This window comes from Knoellia sp. S7-12, assembly GCF_040518285.1.
Taxonomy (GTDB): domain Bacteria; phylum Actinomycetota; class Actinomycetes; order Actinomycetales; family Dermatophilaceae; genus Knoellia.
This window is the reverse complement of sequence record NZ_CP155449.1, coordinates 1,026,821-1,043,623: the sequence shown is the minus strand read 5'-3', so window position 1 is coordinate 1,043,623 and position 16,803 is coordinate 1,026,821. Positions and strand designations below refer to the sequence as shown.

Sequence of the window (16,803 nt, the reverse complement as noted above, 5' to 3'; positions counted from 1 at the left end):
TGACAGCTCGCGGTCAGGCCCAGCGGGCTCGGGAAGCCCGGGCTTCCTCGAGTTTGGACAGCTCATCGCTCATCGACCGGCGCACCCCTGCGGTGAGGTCGGGGCGAGCCATCGCCTCGCGGACCAGATCCACAGTCTCGACTTCGACCACGCGCGCTGGGAAGGCAAGTGCCGCAACCCGATCCAGCGCATCCGCACCGACCCACTGCGCCAGATGAGGTATGTCGGAGACGTAGCGCGCGGCATACGGTCGAAGGTCCTCGGGTGAGCCGCTCGACCAGAAGCCGGTCGCGAGGGCGTTGAGCTCGTAGTTGGAACGTTCGCGGTTCGTCGTGAGCTCGGCCCACGCCCACTGCTTGTCGGGTATGCCGGGTCGAGCCGCCCGCGCGGACAGTGCGGCCAGGTGCCCCGAGAGCGTCGTGTCGTCGCCCTCGATCCGGGCGATGAGCGCGTCATCGGCAAGGCCGAGCCGGGCCAGGGAGCGCACGACGGTCCACCGGAAGTCGGCGTCACCCTCAAGGCCTGCGGGCAGGTTGTGCCCATCGACCCACGCCAGCAGCCGGTCCTCGTCGGTCGACGTCGAGGCCAGCACCCGGGCGGCGACGAGCGCCCGGTCCGACCCCTGCTGAGCGCCCTGGAAAGCCATGAGCGCGGCGCCCGCGACACGACTCTCGGCCGCGTCCACCAGCCCGGCCGGAACGAACTGCGGCACGATCCGCTCAATGTAGGCCAGCGCGACGCGGGCCATCAGCGCATCATGCGACTCGTGCGGCCAGGCGGCGGTGAAGACGTCGAGTCCCACGCGCGGGTCGACGGTCGATCGGAAGACACCGGTGAGCACTGCGCCCCAGAGCACGGATCGGGCGATCGGGTCGGTGATGCGCGAGAGCTCGGTCGGCAGTGCCGCCAGCGTCGCATCGTCGAGGTCGATCATCGCCCAGGTGAGGTCACTTGCGTTGGGCACGACCACTGTCGCGTCCCGCGTCACACCGTCGACACCCTCCTGCGGCGCGTCGAGCGTCACGGCAGTCCGGAACACCTCGGTGCCGTCGGTGAACCCGGCGACGTCGAGCGAGTGCGGCCGGTCAGCTGGGTGTGCCTCGGGCGTCGTCCGAGTCATCGTGCCGTCGCGGTCAAGCGCGATGACGTCGACGCCTGCAGTCTCGAGCCAGGCCCGACTCCACTCGTCGAGCGGTGCGCCGTGTGCCTCCTCCATCGCGGCGAGGAACTCGGAGAGCTCGCCGTTGCCGTGCTCGTGTGAACGCAGGTAGGCCGTCACTCCGTCGTTGAACGCTGCCTCACCCATGAGGGTGACCAGCTGGCGAAGGACGGACGCGCCCTTGGCGTAGGAGATGCCGTCGAAGTTCGCGAGCGCGCTCTGCGCATCGGGAGCCGGCGACCCCGCAACGGGATGGGTGCTGGGAGCCCGCTCCGCGGCATACCCCCACTGCTTGCGCGCGATCCCGAACTCGACCCAGCTGTCGGTGAACTCGGTTGCCCGGCTCGTCGCGGTGTAGGCCATGAACTCGGCAAACGACTCGTTGAGCCAGAGGTCGCCCCACCAGCGCATCGTCACGAGGTCGCCGAACCACATGTGCGCCATCTCGTGAGCAATGGTGTTGCTGCGCTGGAGGATCTGCTCGCGCGTCGCGGCACCGCGAAAGAGCATCGGGTCGCGGAACGTCACGCAGCCCGGGTTCTCCATCGCACCGGCGTTGAACTCGGGGACGAAGACCTGGTCGTAGTCGCCGAACGGATAGCGGACGTCGAACGTGCGGTGGTAGTGGTCCAACGACTGCTTGGTCACCTCGAACATCTGCGGCGCGTGGGCCTCGAGCTCGCGCTGCAGGCTGCGGCGGGCGTGGATTCCCAGCGGTATGCCGTCGTGCTCGTCGCGCACGGAGACGTAGGGCCCAGCGCAGACGGTGACGAAATACGTTGCCAGAGGGAGGGTTTCGCTCAGCTCCCACTGGCCGGGTGCAATCTGGGTGGCTCGGCCGTTGCCGAGGACGACCCACTCCTGCGGCGCCCGGACCGTCACGGAATAGGGCGCCTTGAGGTCAGGCTGGTCGAAGCACGCGAAGACCGTCGGGGCCGCATCGAGGAAGAGGTGACCATAGACGTAGTCCTCATCATCAGCGGGGTCGGTGCTGCGATGCAGGCCCTGCCCGTCGCGCGAGTAGGCCATGGTTGAGACGACCTCGACGGTGTTCTCGCTGGAGAGGTCGGCCAGCGTGAGCCGCCCGTCGACGATTGCATCCGGGGCGATCGCAACGCCGTTGAGAGTGATCGACTCGGTGCTGGTTGAGCGCAGGTCGAGGAAGGTCGCTTCACCAGGAGTGCTGCAGGAGAACGAGATCCGCGCCGTTGAACCGAAGTGCTCTGCCCCCCGGTCGAGGTCGAGGTCGACTTCCATGCGGTCGACGGTGATCAGCAGCGCCCGCTGCCGGGCTTCTTCGCGAGTCAGAGATGGCACTGAGCGATGGTGCCACAGCTGGGGCCACCGTCCCTCAAAGGTGTTGACGACTCCGGGCCCATGGGTCTACGTTGCGGGTGTACGAAACAGTTTCGTTCCGTACGGTTTCGTTCCGCCGAACGTATCCACTCTTTGAAGGAGTCCAGTGCACATCACGCCGACAGCCGGTGGGGTTCGCCCACGAGTCGCCGGGGACCGCGAGGGAGAAATCCTCGAGGGTGTGCTGGACGTCCTCGAGGACGTGGGCTACGACAAGTTGACGTTCGACCTGGTCGCCGCACAGGTGAAGGCGAGCAAGGCCACCCTCTATCGGCGCTGGCCGACCAAGGCCGACCTGGTCATGGGCGCCATCGCACTGGTGAAACTGTGTCCCGGCGAGGGCGATGTCCCTCCCGACACAGGGACGCTGCGCGGAGACATGCACGCCCTGGCCTGCACGGACGGCGAGCTCACCAGCCGACTTCCGGATCTGATGAGCGCTGTCATTCCCGCACTGCATCGCGACACGGAGCTGACCGAAAGGTTCAAGGAGTCGTTCGTGGCTCCCCGCCAGAAGATGGTCGGCGACATCCTGCATCGTGCTCAGCAACGTGGCGAGATCGCTGCCAGCGCCGACCTGGAGCTCCTCGCCGCCATCATTCCGGCCTTGGCGATGCACCACACGTTCGTCCGTGGGCAAGGTCCCACGGAGGCCTACATGCGAGGGGTCATCGACGACGTCCTCATCCCGGCCTGCCAGGCCACGACCACCACCTGAGCACCGCTCACCCCACGCTGAAAAGGAACACCCATGTCCTCGACTCCGCTCGACACTGCCCAAGGGCAAGAGAGCAAGACCCCTCCACCACGCAACCTGGCGCTCGCGCTCGTGGTCATCGCCACCGCGCAGCTCATGATCGTTCTCGACGCAAGCATCGTGACCATCGCCCTTCCCGAGATCCAGACCGACCTCGGGTTCAGCGATTCCAACCGCCAATGGGTCGTCACGTCCTATGCCCTCGCCTTCGGCAGCCTGTTGCTGCTCGGCGGTCGCCTGGGTGATCTCTTTGGGCGCCGACGCATGTTCGTCGCGGGCGTCATTCTGTTCACGCTCGCTTCGCTCCTCGGCGGATTCGCGCCGAACGAACCTCTGCTGCTGGCTTCCCGCGCCCTCCAGGGCGCTGGGGCAGCGTTGGCCTCCCCAGCAGCACTCGCGCTGGTCAACACCACGTTCCCGGCCGGCAAGGAGCGCAACCGAGCGATGGCGGTGTATGCCGCGATGTCCGGTGCCGGTGCTGCGGTCGGCCTCATCCTCGGCGGCGTCCTGACCGAGATCGACTGGCGCTGGACCTTCTTCGTCAATGTCCCCATCGGCGTCTTCATCGCCCTCATTGCCCCGCGAGTCCTCGTCGAGTCCGATGGGCACGACGCGACGCTCGACCTCCCCGGCGCAGTCCTGGGAACAGGCGGACTGTTCGGGATCGTCTATGGCCTCTCGCACGCGGCCGAGCCGGATGCGTCCTGGGGCGACCTCATGACCCTGCTGCCCATCATCGGTGGGCTCGCCCTGCTCGTGGCCTTCGTCCTCGTCGAGGCCCGGGCCAAGCATCCCCTGCTGCCCCTGCGCATCCTCGCTGACCGCAACCGCGCGACCAGCCTGTTCACCATGCTGCTCGTGGGTGCGGGCATGTTCGCAATGTTCTTCTTCATCGGCCTGTTCCTCCAGCAGGTGCTCGGCTACTCACCGGTCAAGGCCGGGCTCTCGCTGCTGCCCTTCAGCATCGGCGTCGGCGTCGGTGCCGGCATTGCGTCGAACCTGCTGAGCCGGGTCGACCCGCGCTGGATCGCAGGAGCGGGTGGCCTCCTCGTCACCTTCGGGATGCTGCTCTTCACCAGGTTGGAGGCCGACAGCACTTATGCGAGCGGTCTGCTGCCCGGCATTCTCGTGATGTCGGTCGGGATGGCGTTCCTGTTCATCCCGCTCACGCTCACGGCGACAGCACGGATCAGCCCGAACGATGCCGGCGCGGCTGCGTCCGCGCTGAACACCGCGCAACAGATCGGTGGAGCGATCGGCATTGCCGCCCTGTCCACAGTGTTCACCAGTGCTGCCTCTGACAAGGCCAAGGAACTGCTTGCCCAGGCGATGCAGCAGGCACAGGCCCAGGGTCTGCCGATACCGAGCAACCCGACCGAGCAGGCGGCTGCCGCCGAGGCGTTCCAGCAGCAGTACGCCTCCCAGATCCAGGCCTTCGCGACCACGCAGGGATTCTGGGTCGCAGCGGGGATGATCTTCATCGGCGCCCTGGCTGCGGTCATCTTCCTGAACGTCAAGCACGAGGAGCTCGCCACCGACGGTCACCCCGCTGCGCACGTGGGCTGATCGCACAGAAAGGAACACGCCGTCACCCGGGCGGGTTCACGCGGTCCTTGCAACACCTCGGATTTTGAGGAGTTGCAAGGACCGTGTCGTTTTAGGCCCCTTAGTCTTGTGGCCATGTCCGGGGAGGGGAACGCCGCAACGCTGCCTGCCCTCACCGGGGCCCGCTGGCTCGCTGCCTCAGCCGTCTTCGTGCACCATGCCGGGCTGGCGGGATACCTGTCCGGAGGTGGGCAGCAATTCCTGCTCGACGTGGGAGCGGCCGGGCACGTGGGGGTCAGCTTCTTCTTCGTTCTCTCCGGGTTCGTCCTCTTGTGGTCCACCCGATCCGGTGAGAGGGCAACAACGTTCTGGTGGCGCCGGGTCGCTCGAGTCGTTCCCCTGCACCTCGTCACAGCTGCGTTGGCCCTGGCGCTCGGGTTCACAGTGGCTCCTTCGCTCGGACCTCGTGCGGAGACCGGAGGCTGGCCCGCGATGGCCACCAATGGCGGGCTGCTCAGCTCGTGGGTCCCCGGCTGGTCCCAGGCCGGCAACCCGGTCAGCTGGTCGCTCGCCTGTGAGGCTTTCTTCTATGCGCTGTTCCCCATCGCGGCCGTCGCCCTGGGGCGCCGGAGCCGTCGAAGCGCGTGGATCTGGCTTGCCGCAGCGGCTGTGGCGGCGGTGCTCGCGGCCGTGGCGATCGACCTGTCGTCGGCGGATCTCAGCCGAGTGCCGCTGCTGAGGTTGCCGGAGTTCGTCGCCGGGCTGGCCTGCGCCCGACTCGTGCGGCTCGGAGCGTGGCCGAGCGTGCGTCACCGCTGGGCTCTCGGGGTGGTCGCGCTCGGATGGATCGCCGCATCTCACGTCCCGACGGCGTATGCCGTGTCCCTCACGACGCTGCCCGGCTTCGTCCTGCTCATCGGCGCCCTGGCCGAGCGGCAGGCCAGCGGCGTCATTGGCGCCGGCGGTTCGGCCCTGACCAACTGGCTGTCGCGGCCGTGGCTGGTGCGGCTGGGCGAGTGGTCATTCGCCTTCTATCTCGTGCACATCCTGGTCATGCGCACCATCGAACACACGCTGGTCTCCCATCCGGCGTGGTCGCTGGTGCCAGGTCTCGGGTTGCTCCTCGGTGTGCTGCTCGTGAGCGTGGCGCTGTCCGCCGTGTTCCACCACGCGATCGAGGCGCCCGCCAACGCCTGGATCCGGGCTCGCACCCAGCCTCGGACGACGCTGCGCCTGGACCAGCTGGGTCAGCTGGGGCGGTAGCCGGTCGCCATGGCCTGGAGGCGAGCGATCCGGTCGGCCATCGGCGGGTGCGTGGCCATGAGCTTTGAGATGTCCTGTGAGCGGAACGGGTTGGCGATCATCATGTGGCTCGCGTTCACGAGGTTCTTCGTGGGTGCGAGCGGTGCGCGTGACACACCTGCCTCGAGCTTGGCCAGGGCTGACGCGAGGGCCAGCGGATCGCCGGTCAGGGTGGCGCCGTCCTCGTCAGCGTCGTACTCGCGGGTGCGGGTGATCGCGAGCTGGATGACCATCGCGCCGATCGGGGCGATGAACGCCATCGCGAGACCGGCCATCGCGCCACCGGGGTTGTCGTTGTCACGGTTGCCACCACCGAACATCGAGCTGAAGGCCAGCATCTGACCGACGCTGCTGATGACGCCGGCGATCGCGGCAGCGACGGAGCCGGTGAGGATGTCACGGTTGTAGACATGCATGAGCTCATGGCCAAGGACCCCGCGCAGCTCACGCTCGTCCAGGAGCTGCAGGATGCCCTGGGTGCAGCAGACGGCTGAGTTCTGGGGGTTGCGCCCGGTCGCGAACGCGTTGGGAGCCTCCGTCGGCGAGATGTAGAGCCTGGGCATCGGCTGCCCTGCCTTGGTGGAGAGCTCGCGGACGATGCGGTACATGGCCGGGGCCTCGGCCTCGCTGACCTGGTACGCCTGCATCGCCTTGATGGCGAGCTTGTCGCTGTTCCAGTACGAGTAGAACGTCATCGCGACACCGAAGAGCGCGAAGATGAGGATGAAGCTCGGGTTGCCGAAGTAGCTCGCTGCGACCCAGCCGAGGCCTAGGAACAGGGCCATGATGAGCCCGAACAGACCAGCAGTCTTCGCGCCGTTGAAGTGGTTGTGCATGCCCCTATTAACGCAGATCGCTCGCGGCACGTTCCGTGTGCAGCATCCCTGGGAAACCAGCCCCCGGTGCGATGCGACGTTGGCTGCCGAACGCCTGCGTCACGACACGAGGCCGACGAGGAGCTGCGGCAACACACTCGTGACGATGAGAAGTGCGGCCCCGATCGCAGCCACCCCCACGCTCGCCCGACGAGACCTCGGCCGCGCCGGCGCATCACTGTCCGACTCACCGAAGAGGACTGCGAACCAGCGCAGATAGACGGCGATCCCCAGCACGGCCGCCACCACGGCCACCACGGCCACCGGCCACAGCCCGGCCGAGACGACCGGCCGGATCGCGACGATCTTGGCGACGAGTCCGATGACCCCGGGCGGCAGTCCCGCGAGGACGAGCAGCGCGAGCGCCAGCGTTCCTCCGGCCACCGGGTCGCGTCGCAGCAGACCCTTGTATGCCGTGAGCTCCCGACCGTCTTCGACGTGCGGTCCGTGGATGGCACGGACCGCAGCGAACGCGACCAGGCTGGCCACGGCATACACGACGGCATAGATTGCGGCAGCCTGACGGCCGGCAACGGTCAGCGCCGTGAGCGGGAGGAGGATCCAGCCGGCCTGCGCGACGGTCGACCACGCGAGCAGGCGCACGACCTCGGTCTGGCGCAGCGCCATGACCGTGCCGATGAGCATCGAGGCAACGGTGAGGATGACGAGTGCCGCGACGATGACGTGCGGACCGGGAGTCAGCCCGACGACCGCGTCGTAGGGCGCCAGCACGACGATGAGGGCGCCGACAGCGGCGAGCTTCGAGGCCGACGCCAGCAGCGCCGAGACCGGGAGTGGACCCGAGGTCAGCGTGGTCGGGGTCCACGCATGGAACGGCACGGCCGAGAGCTTGAATGCGAGCCCGGCGAGGAGGACGACAGTGGCCAGACCGGCGAGAAGGCGCTGCTCGGGGACGGCCCAGGCTGTCGCCAGGGAGTCACCGGTCAGGGTCGGGTCTCCGGTGGCCGTGACCCAGAGAGCGGTCCCGAGCACGAGCAGCCCGAACGACACCAGTGAGGTGGTGAGGAGGGTGAGAGCGCCATGGGCTGCAGCCCGGCGATCACGCCAGGCGACGAGGGCGATGACGGGGAGGGTCGCGAGCTCGAGCGTGATGAGCCAGGTGCCGAGGTCGCGTGAGGCGACGACCGCAACCGCGCCGCTGGCAGAGGCGAGCAGCATGACGACATCGATGACGCCGGCCCTGCGGACGGAGACCAGGGCAAGGACCGCGAGGGTCGCGAGAAGCGCGGCGATTTGGAGGGTGCTCGTCAGGGGACTGCCGTCCCACATGCAGCGACCATCCGGAGCGGGTGTGCAGAGGGTGAGGCGGGGTTCGGTGGCGAGGAGACCGGGGATTGCGGCGACTGCTCCCCCGAGGAGTCCGAGGCCCCCGATGACCGGCGCAGCCAGCCGGGCTCGCGGCGTGATCGCATCGACGACGAGCACGAGCACCATGGCGGCAACGGGGATGAGCGCCGGCAGCAGCAACGCCCATGACATCTCGAGGGTCATCGGCCACCTCCGATGAGTGCGGTGACGGCGTCGGCCGTCACCGAGAAGACGAGGTGGGGAGCGACGCCGATCGCGACGACCCCGACGACGAGGGCCGCGACGACACCCAGCTCGACGCCGCGTGCGTCAGGCGCACGATCGGGCGCATCGTCCTCGACGGCGTCGCCCACCCAGACGATGCGAGCCACCCGCAGCGAGTAGGCCGCAGCGAGAGCGGCCCCCACGGCGGCGATGACGGCGCAGGTGCGCAGGATCCCGGTGTGCTGGGCGGGATTCCACGCTGCGACGAGAGAGACGAACTCCCCCCAGAAGCCGGCGAGCCCGGGGAGCCCGAGTCCGGCAGCCAGGCCGAGGATGAGTCCAAATCCGAGGCGCGGTGACACCTCGCGCAGCGCAGGCCGCACCACCGCGAGGTCGACCGACCCCCAGCGGTGCTTGAGCCCACCGACGATGACGAAGAGCAGGGCCGAGATGACGCCGTGGGCGATGTTGCCGATGAGCGCTGCCTGGAGCCCGGTCTCGGTGCCGGAGGCGAGACCGAGGACGACGAAGCCCATGTGCGCCACCGACGAGAAGGCGATGAGCCGCTTGAGGTCACGCTCCACGAGGCAGATGAGGCCACCCCAGAGGATGCCCACGACACCAGCGATCGCGAGGACGGGCGCGATGCGGGCGAAGCCGTCGGGCACGTTTGCCAGCGGCAGCCGCACGAGGCCGTAGGTCCCGAGCTTGAGGAGCACGGCGGCGAGGAGCACCGACCCGGCCGTGGGCGCGGTTGTGTGCGCCGCGGGAAGCCACGTGTGCAGTGGGAAGACAGGAACCTTGACGGCGAGGCCGAGCGTGAGCAGCACTGCAATGAGGGTTTGCTGACCAAGGGTCAGGCCGGCGGCCGCTGCCGGCAGTGCGCCGAAGTCGGCCGTCCGGGCCTGGGTCACGAGCAGCAGGATGCCGACGAGCATCAGCGTTGAGCCGACCGCCGTGTAGAGGATGAACCGGGCGGAAGCATCAGCCCGAGCCGACGCACTGTGCTTGTCGCCATAGCGGCTGATGAGCAGCCACATCGGCACGAGGACGATCTCGAACGCGATGAAGAAGAGGATGGCATCCCGCGCCGAGAAGGCCGCGAGTGCACCGGTCTCGACGAGGAGCAGCGCACCGAGATAGGTTGCGGCGCTGCCACTGCGCGCCGAGTCGGCCCAGGGCTGCTCCACCCAGGCGTGCGCGACGACGAGGACGCCGATGACCGCGGTGAGAACGATGAGCGGCGCACCGATGCCGTCGACCTCGAAGTGCCAGCGCACCCCGAGATCGGGGATCCAGGCCCGGTCGACGACGGGCCGGATCACGGTCGCGGCGATCGCGGCCACTCCCCCGACGACCGCGGCCGCGAGGGCGACGACGCGTGCGGTCGACGCAGTGAGGGCGCGACCGCCCGTGACCAGCCACAGGCCCACGGCCCCTGGCACGAGCAGCATGAGGATCAGCGCCATGTGAGCACCGCCGTCCCCGCCGCGACGAGGAGCCCGAGCGCAATGAGCCCGATGCCTGCCGACGGCGCTTCCCGTCGGTGACCGCGCTCGGCGAACCACCCGACGATCCCGGTCGAGGCCGCCGCCCCACGCACGTAGCCGTCGACGACCTCACGGTCGAGGAACGCGACGACCTTGGCCAGTCCCAGCACCGGTCGGGCGACAAGCTTCCGGTATGCCGTGTCGAACCCAAGGCCTGCATCGGCCAGTGCGCGTTGACGTGGCGTGCGGACGAAGGCGTCTCGTGGGTCACCGGAGCCGCGGGCAAGATAGGCGATGCCCCCTCCGATGACGATGAGGATGGCGGTGAGCAGCATCCACCACGCCGATGCACCGTGGATGTCGAAGAGCCCGGTGATGAGCACCAGCCCACCGACGATGGTGAGCACGGTGAGAACGGCCAGCGATGCGAGAACGGCGGCCGGCGGCATACCGGAATGGTGGTCTTCGTCGTGCGCGACCTCGGCGGGCATCTGGAGGGGAGCGGTGACGACAAGGTGGGCGCGAGTCGCGTAGGCGGCCGTGAGGACGACGGTCACGAGGAGTGCGGCCAGCACGAGGACCCCCGGGCCGCCGGAGACAATCGCACCTTCATAGGCCGTGGTGATCACGTGTTCCTTGGACAGCCCACCGATGAGAAACGGCACTCCGGCGAGCGAGAGGAGGCCAAAGAGCCACGCGACCCGGGCGAGCTGATGGACGTGGCCCGTGCCGCGCAGGGCGACCGCGAGCGTCGACCCGGCCACGACCGCGAGCCAGCCGATCGTGAGGAAGAGGAGCGACTTGAAGATCGCGTGCGACCACAGGTGGAAGAGCGCCGGGTCCGGACCGATCGCCTCGGTGCTCGTGGCGAGCGCAGACAGCATGATCGCGACCTGGCTCACCGTCGACCAGGCCAGGAGTCGCTTGAGGTCGGACTGACCGAGGGCGAGGACAGCTGCACCGACCATGGTCACGGCCGTCGCGGCGCCGAGCAGCCAGCGGGCACCGTCGGCGTGGACGAGGATCGGGAAGAGCTGCGCGAGGACGACCGTGCCGGCCGCCACCATCGTGGCCGCGTGGATGAGTGCTGACGCCGGCGTCGGGCCCTCCATCGCATCGGGCAGCCAGTCCTGGAACGGGAACTGGGCCGACTTGCCGAGCACCCCGATGATGACGAGCGCGAGCAGGAGAGAGCGCAACCACGGCTCGGGTGCAGACACGCAGGCCGCGATCTGGGTGGCCGTGTCGATGCACTCTCCGCCGGTGTTGGACCAGTGGGCGATCACGGCATCGAGGCCGGTTGACCCAGCGCCGGCGACGAGACCGACGATGCCGAGGACGAAACCGATGTCCGCCACGCGCGTGACGATGAATGCCTTGTAGGCCGCTCGTCGCGCCGACTCCTTGCGCGACCAGTGGCCGATGAGGAGATAGGAGCACCAGCCCATGACCTCCCAACCGACGAGGGTGAGGACGAGGTCGCGGGCGTGGACGACGAGCATCATCGCGCCGGTGAAGAGCGAGACGGTCGCGGCGAACTGGGCCAGGCGGTCGTCCTCGGCGAGGTACCAGCGGGTGAAGACGAGGACGGCGACGACGACGAGCGCGACGGCCGCGGCCACTGCCGCAGTGGCCGGACCGGCGCCGAGCTGCAGCGGCATCTCGATCTCGCCGACCAACAGCGTCCCGCCCAGCTGGATGATTCCCTGGAAGCGGGTCGGGGCGACGACGAGACCGACGACGGCCACAGCCAGTGAGCCGAGAGCTGCGAGGGTCGCGAAGCCCGCTGCGAGGTGTGGTGTCCGTCGGAGGGCCAGCGTGACGACCGCCGCGAGGACGGGGATGAGGACGAGGAGGTGGGACACCTGGAGCGCAGTCACGTCCCGCTCCCCTCACCCGAGTCGGCTGCGCCCAGGGGGCCGTCGAGGTCGATCGAGCCGCGGTGGCGGAACGCCGTGAGGATCACCGCGAGGGCGACGACGACCTCGGCCGCCGCGATCGTGATGACAAAGAGCGGCAGGACGCTGGACGACTCCCAGCGCGACGGCGAGGTCGCACCCGAGGCCACAAGCAGCACGAGTGAGCCCGACAGGATGAGCTCGACACCGATGAGCAGGAGCACGGCGTTGCGGCGCACGAGGACGCCCATGACACCGAGGCCGACGAGGAGCGCGGCGACGATGTAGGGACCGGCGAGGTGGATCACGACCCCTTCACCCCCGACTTATTGCGCATTCCGACGTTCGTCGTTGCGCTCCTCCCGTCGGAATGCGCAATAAGTCGGGCTTCAGGACGTCCCCGCGACACGGCAAGGGCCGCGATGAGAGCGGCGAGCAGCAGCACCGACAGCGCCTCGAACGGCCACACCCACGTCCCGAACAGTTCGGTCGCGACGGCCTGGTTGGAGATCTCACGCCGCTCGACGGCTCCACCGGCCAGCGGCAACAGTGCCGCGAGCAACAGCCCGGCCGTCGCTGCACCAGCAACCCCAGCAGCGACCCGACGCCACACCGGAACGTCGTGCACCAAGTCGGGCCCGATCGGCGCGCGCGTGAGCATGAGGGCAAAGAGGACGAGCACGACGACGGCCCCGACATAGACGAGGACCAGCACGAGCGCGACCAACTCGTGCCCCAGCACGAGCAGGCACCCGGCCACGCCGAGCAGCGCGACGACCAGCCACAGCGCCGCGTGCACCACCTGACGGGTCGTCACCGCGAGCAGCCCGGCGACGACGGCGAGCAGACCGCACGCGGCGAACGCGAGATCGAGAGAGGTCATGTGTCAGGACCCTTGGTGGCCCGGGGCGTGCGGGCTGGCTTGTTGATGGCAGCGATCTCGGCCGGCTCGGCCGCACGCTCATCGAGGGCAGGCGGCGGCGGGACGCTCTCCATCCAGCCGCCGAGGCGGTCTTTGTCGTGGAGGAGGTCGCGGATGTCGGTCTCGGCGTATTCGAACTGCGGGCTCCAGAAGAGCGCATCGAAGGGGCAGACCTCGATGCAGATCCCGCAATACATGCAGAGCGAGAAGTCGATGGAGAAGTCGTCGAGGACGTTGCGCTGGCGGTCGCGCCCACCCTCGGTCGTCGCCGGGATCGTCTCCTTGTGCGACTCGATGTAGATGCACCAGTCAGGGCACTCGCGCGCGCACAGCATGCAGCTCGTGCAGTTCTCCTCGAGGAGCGCGATGACTCCCCTGCTGCGCGGGGGAAGGTCCGGCGCGACGTCGGGATATTCGTGGGTGTGCGCCGGCTTCATCGCGGTCTTGGCGGTTGTCGCCAAACCCTTGAGGATGCCGGGCAGGATGCCCTTGTCATTGTGCTTGCTCATCGCGTCATCACTACGCCAATTCCGGTGAGGGCCAACTGGATCAGGGCCATGGGCAGGAGGATGAGCCACGCGAGCCGTTGGAGCTGGTCCTCACGCATGCGCGGCCAGGCGACGCGGAACCAGATGACGAGGATGGCGATAACGAAGCCCTTGAGCAACGTCCACAGCCACCCGACGTGCTCGTCGAACGGACCCCGCCAGCCGCCGAGATAGAGCACGGCGAAGAGGAGAGAGAAGACGACGATCCCGGCATACTCCGCGAGCAGGAAGAACGCGAACCGCAGACCCGTGTATTCGGTCCACGGACCCATGACGAGCTCGGCGTCGGCGATGGGCATGTCGAAGGGCGGACGCTGCAGCTCGGCGAGGGCGGCGACGAGGAAGACGATCGCGCCGGGCAGCTGCCAGATGAGCCACCACGGCGACCAGGCCTCCACGACACCAGAGAGGCTAAGCGTCCCGGCCGCGAGGCAGGCAGAGGCAACCGCGAGGACGAGCGGCAACTCGTAGGACACGAGCTGTGCGGCGGACCGCAGCGCACCGAGCAATGCGTACTTGTTGGCACTGGCCCACCCCGCCATGAGCGTGCCGAGGGCACCGACACTCGTCGCGGCCAGGATGAGGACGGCGCTCGCTGGCACGTCGACAGCGACGACATCGCGTTGCAGCGGAAGTGCCGCCATCGCCAGGAGATAGGGAATGAGGGCGACAAAGGGCGCGATCTTGAAGATCGTCCGGTCGGCCGCGCGCGGAGTGATGTCCTCCTTCTGGACGAACTTCACCCCGTCGGCGACGAGTTGAGCCCAGCCGTGGAAGCCACCGGCATACATCGGTCCGAGGCGGCCCTGCATGTGGGCCATGAGCTTGTGCTCGGTCTGCCCGACGAGCAGGGGGAAGACAAGGAAGGCGGCCAGCACGGCCACCGACCTCACGACCACCTCGAGCACGCTCATCGTCACGCAGCCTAGTAGTTGGGCACTGACGGGAGCCGTCTATGCCGTGCCGTGGTCACCCGACGCCACTCACCCGGGCTTCGTGTCGCCAACGTTCAGCTGAGCATGCCTTCAGTCGGACGGGATCGGTACTTCTCCAGGCGCTCGGTGAACAGGGCGAACAAGGTGTCGTAGTCAACCTTCAGCGGGTTGGAGGCGATGCCCACCGGGGACCCCATCATCTTCATGTTGATTCGGGCGTAACGACGTCGCCCCGCGCCGAGGCGGGCGACGTAGGTCTCCGGATTGCGGACCGTGACGACGAGGACGTTGGCACCTTGGTGGGCCCACGTCGACAGTTGTGTGACGTCAGCCCACAGGACGCGACCAACGGAGCCCGCTGAGCTGTCGTCGACAAAACCCTCGTCGTCGAGGACGAGGCCCGGGCCACTCTGGAAGAGCGCGCGCACGATGAAGACCCCGAAGGCACCGAAGGTCAGCAGCCCAAGAAGGCCGATGACGGGGTTCCCCGCCCTCCAGAGCACGACCGAGGCCACGCAGAACAGCACACTCCCGATGAGCGCCAAGGCCGTCTTGACCTTGCTGCGTTCGATGACGACTGCGTCCACGTCAGCGCGGTCCCCAGTCGGGTCCGGGGACACCGGGAGCCTGGACGCGGCGGCGGGACGGGGACTTGGCGGAGTCGTGTCCCTCTCCGGGCTCCTTGCCACCCGGCCACTGCTTCGACGCGCGCGCAGCGAGGACGAACGACTTGCGCAACGGCGTCCCCTCGAACCCGTCCGGGAGGAGCAGGGGACGCATGCCCGAGCCGGAGCCGTCGTCGAAGTCGGCGAACTCGACCCCGAACATCTCGTGCGTCTCGCGTTCGTGCCAAGCGGAACCGGCATACACATCGGTCACCGAAGGTGCCGCCTCGCCTTCGGCGACGCGCGTCGTGATCCGGATGCCGCGCATGCCGCGACCCTCGCCTTCGTGGGAGACGTCCAGCGCGCGCAGGACGAGGTCGTAGCCGGGGGCCGCCTCGTCGTAGGTGCGGTCGACGGCGCTGAGCCAGTCAAAGAAGGTGAATCCCGTGGCCTGGGCGGCGGCGACGGCCTCGTGCCAGTCGGCCAGGGCCACGTCATGAAGCTCGTCGGTGCTCACAAAGGAACCCTATCCCCGGCCTCGTGAGTATGAGCCCACGCCAGAGCGTGGGCTCATACTCACAAGGCGAGGTGTCAGCGGGTTGCGGCGTGCTGCGCGGCCTGACGTTGCGACCACTGGCGGTCAGCGGCGTCGATGCTCGCCCGCGACGACAGGTCGACACCGGCACGGGCCGCAGCAGCCTTGACCCGCTCCGAGCCCAGGTCGGGCGTCAGGACGAACTTCGGCTTGATGCGTGAGTCAGCGGCGGCGTAGGTGCGCTGTTGCTCGGCGAGCCGATCCGAGGACGCCGCGGCCCGTTCGAACGTCCTGGCGTTCACCTTGAGGGCGGATCCGGTGAGCGGCGCGCTCACGGTCGGCGTGTAGCCACTGGCGTGACCAGCCACGTTGGGGTGATAGCTCTCCACGATGGGGTTCGAGAGTCCGTTGAGCCACTCGACGTCGTCGCAGACCGCGTGACCGATGAAGCGCGAGGTCGGGTTGGCAAAGCTGAATGCCTTGGCACCAGCGGCTGCTGACGTTTTGGCGTTGATGAGATCAGCCATCTGGTTGAGCCGGGTTTCCTCGGCCGGTGAGAACCAGGTGAAGGCGTTGCAGTCCTCGCCCTGGAAGATGCGTGGGTAGCCGACAACGACGACCCTGGCGTTGGGCGCCTTGCTCCTGATGGAGGTGTAGAGGGTCGAGAGCTGACCCGGCAGGACGTTGTTGATGTAGTTCTGGGCACCGTCGATCTTGCCGTTGCAGTTGCTCGCCCAGCCGGGCATGGCGCACTCCGTGAGGACGTCAGCGAAGCCTGCATCGTTGCCGCCGATGGAGATGCTCACGTGGGTCGTCGACGAGGTGAGCGCGCTGAGCTGGGTGTTGGTGACGTCGGCGACCTTCGCGCCCGAGCAGGCCCGGAAATTGAGCGCATAGCCCTTGGCCGCGGCGATGAGCGAGGGATAGGCCTTCGTGGATCGCAGGCACTCGGTCCCGTCATTGATGTAGCTGCGGGTCCCCGTGCCCGACGAGTACGAGTCGCCAAGTGCGACGTAGGACGAAGCCGCCTGGGCGGGTGCGGCAGCAAACAGGAGGCTGCCTGCTGCGGCGGAGGCAGCGAGCAGGCCGATCTTTGCGATGGTCGTCATTGAGCATCTCCCACTGGAATGAGGTCGTGGACCTCGGTTTGATGCTCGCAATTTAGGGGTACATGAACGCCCCGGCGGTCCTTTGGATCAACCCTTTGCCAAGCCCATACCTGACGTTGACCCTTGCCAGACCCACTGTTCTGGTGCACGATGTGTCCACCCGATTGTAAGCGCTTACAGAGATTCCTGGCGTGTACGACCGGACTCCGACTCAACGACGAGACCAAGGAGCAC

The 16,803-nt window shown here is 68.1% G+C and carries 15 protein-coding genes; 3 read left to right on the top strand and 12 right to left on the bottom strand.

Annotation, left to right across the window (positions count from 1 at the left end; all coding sequences use genetic code 11):
• Positions 1 to 13 precede the first annotated feature (13 nt).
• Positions 14 to 2,476, bottom strand: a complete 2,463-nt coding sequence (gene pepN / locus V6K52_RS04975; protein ID WP_353952790.1) for an aminopeptidase N — start codon at positions 2,474 to 2,476, stop codon at positions 14 to 16.
• Between the two features lie 145 nt (positions 2,477 to 2,621).
• Here pepN and V6K52_RS04970 point away from each other — a divergent pair, with 145 nt between their 5' ends.
• The 3 genes from V6K52_RS04970 to V6K52_RS04960 all read left to right on the top strand — a co-directional run bounded on the left by V6K52_RS04970 (position 2,622) and on the right by V6K52_RS04960 (position 6,080).
• Complete coding sequence (locus V6K52_RS04970; RefSeq protein ID WP_353952789.1) at positions 2,622 to 3,233, top strand: TetR/AcrR family transcriptional regulator; 612 nt, start codon at positions 2,622 to 2,624, stop codon at positions 3,231 to 3,233.
• A 33-nt stretch (positions 3,234 to 3,266) separates the two neighbouring features.
• Entirely contained in the window at positions 3,267 to 4,838 is a 1,572-nt protein-coding gene (locus V6K52_RS04965; protein WP_353952788.1) for a DHA2 family efflux MFS transporter permease subunit, read from the top strand.
• A gap of 114 nt (positions 4,839 to 4,952) precedes the next feature.
• Positions 4,953 to 6,080: an acyltransferase gene (locus tag V6K52_RS04960; RefSeq protein WP_353952787.1), complete on the top strand. Its 1,128-nt coding sequence runs from the start codon at positions 4,953 to 4,955 to the stop codon at positions 6,078 to 6,080.
• On the opposite strand, the gene htpX is transcribed toward V6K52_RS04960, so the two are convergent.
• The 11 genes from htpX to V6K52_RS04905 form a co-directional block, all read right to left on the bottom strand.
• A complete protein-coding gene (htpX, locus tag V6K52_RS04955; RefSeq protein ID WP_353952786.1) occupies positions 6,065 to 6,955 on the bottom strand; it encodes a zinc metalloprotease HtpX in 891 nt (296 codons plus the stop codon). The two genes, V6K52_RS04960 and htpX, sit on opposite strands and share 16 nt — an antisense overlap.
• Positions 6,956 to 7,054: 99 nt before the next feature.
• On the bottom strand, positions 7,055 to 8,506 hold the full coding sequence (locus V6K52_RS04950) for a proton-conducting transporter membrane subunit (RefSeq protein ID WP_353952785.1): 1,452 nt from the start codon (positions 8,504 to 8,506) through the stop codon (positions 7,055 to 7,057).
• Complete coding sequence (locus V6K52_RS04945; RefSeq protein WP_353952784.1) at positions 8,503 to 9,996, bottom strand: NADH-quinone oxidoreductase subunit M; 1,494 nt, start codon at positions 9,994 to 9,996, stop codon at positions 8,503 to 8,505. The genes V6K52_RS04950 and V6K52_RS04945 overlap by 4 nt, the downstream gene beginning before the upstream one ends.
• A complete protein-coding gene (locus tag V6K52_RS04940) occupies positions 9,987 to 11,897 on the bottom strand; it encodes an NADH-quinone oxidoreductase subunit L (RefSeq protein ID WP_353952783.1) in 1,911 nt (636 codons plus the stop codon). The genes V6K52_RS04945 and V6K52_RS04940 overlap by 10 nt, the downstream gene beginning before the upstream one ends.
• Positions 11,894 to 12,223, bottom strand: a complete 330-nt coding sequence (gene nuoK, locus V6K52_RS04935) for an NADH-quinone oxidoreductase subunit NuoK (RefSeq protein ID WP_353952782.1) — start codon at positions 12,221 to 12,223, stop codon at positions 11,894 to 11,896. The genes V6K52_RS04940 and nuoK overlap by 4 nt, the downstream gene beginning before the upstream one ends.
• The gene (locus tag V6K52_RS04930; protein ID WP_353952781.1) at positions 12,220 to 12,798 is read right to left on the bottom strand and encodes an NADH-quinone oxidoreductase subunit J; all 579 of its coding nucleotides are present in this window, start codon (positions 12,796 to 12,798) and stop codon (positions 12,220 to 12,222) included. Before V6K52_RS04930 ends, nuoK begins: the two co-directional genes overlap by 4 nt.
• On the bottom strand, positions 12,795 to 13,346 hold the full coding sequence (locus V6K52_RS04925; protein ID WP_353952780.1) for an NADH-quinone oxidoreductase subunit I: 552 nt from the start codon (positions 13,344 to 13,346) through the stop codon (positions 12,795 to 12,797). Before V6K52_RS04925 ends, V6K52_RS04930 begins: the two co-directional genes overlap by 4 nt.
• A complete protein-coding gene (locus tag V6K52_RS04920; RefSeq protein WP_353952779.1) occupies positions 13,343 to 14,299 on the bottom strand; it encodes a complex I subunit 1 family protein in 957 nt (318 codons plus the stop codon). Before V6K52_RS04920 ends, V6K52_RS04925 begins: the two co-directional genes overlap by 4 nt.
• Positions 14,300 to 14,394: 95 nt before the next feature.
• Positions 14,395 to 14,907, bottom strand: coding sequence for an STM3941 family protein (locus tag V6K52_RS04915; protein ID WP_353952778.1), 513 nt, complete (start codon positions 14,905 to 14,907; stop codon positions 14,395 to 14,397).
• 1 nt (position 14,908) lies between these two features.
• Positions 14,909 to 15,442, bottom strand: a complete 534-nt coding sequence (locus V6K52_RS04910) for an NADH-quinone oxidoreductase subunit C (RefSeq protein ID WP_353952777.1) — start codon at positions 15,440 to 15,442, stop codon at positions 14,909 to 14,911.
• Positions 15,443 to 15,516: 74 nt separating this feature from the next.
• Positions 15,517 to 16,569, bottom strand: a complete 1,053-nt coding sequence (locus tag V6K52_RS04905) for an SGNH/GDSL hydrolase family protein (RefSeq protein ID WP_353952776.1) — start codon at positions 16,567 to 16,569, stop codon at positions 15,517 to 15,519.
• Positions 16,570 to 16,803: the final 234 nt, after the last annotated feature.

Coding starts and splice junctions, on each gene's coding strand:
- htpX (WP_353952786.1), bottom strand. CDS start 6,955: ATGCACAACCACTTCAACGGCGCGAAGACTGCTGGTCTGTTCGGGCTC.
- V6K52_RS04925 (WP_353952780.1), bottom strand. CDS start 13,346: ATGAGCAAGCACAATGACAAGGGCATCCTGCCCGGCATCCTCAAGGGT.
- V6K52_RS04920 (WP_353952779.1), bottom strand. CDS start 14,299: ATGAGCGTGCTCGAGGTGGTCGTGAGGTCGGTGGCCGTGCTGGCCGCC.
- V6K52_RS04905 (WP_353952776.1), bottom strand. CDS start 16,569: ATGACGACCATCGCAAAGATCGGCCTGCTCGCTGCCTCCGCCGCAGCA.
- V6K52_RS04960 (WP_353952787.1), top strand. CDS start 4,953: ATGTCCGGGGAGGGGAACGCCGCAACGCTGCCTGCCCTCACCGGGGCC.
- V6K52_RS04945 (WP_353952784.1), bottom strand. CDS start 9,996: ATGGCGCTGATCCTCATGCTGCTCGTGCCAGGGGCCGTGGGCCTGTGG.
- V6K52_RS04930 (WP_353952781.1), bottom strand. CDS start 12,798: ATGACCTCTCTCGATCTCGCGTTCGCCGCGTGCGGTCTGCTCGCCGTC.
- V6K52_RS04950 (WP_353952785.1), bottom strand. CDS start 8,506: ATGACCCTCGAGATGTCATGGGCGTTGCTGCTGCCGGCGCTCATCCCC.
- V6K52_RS04965 (WP_353952788.1), top strand. CDS start 3,267: ATGTCCTCGACTCCGCTCGACACTGCCCAAGGGCAAGAGAGCAAGACC.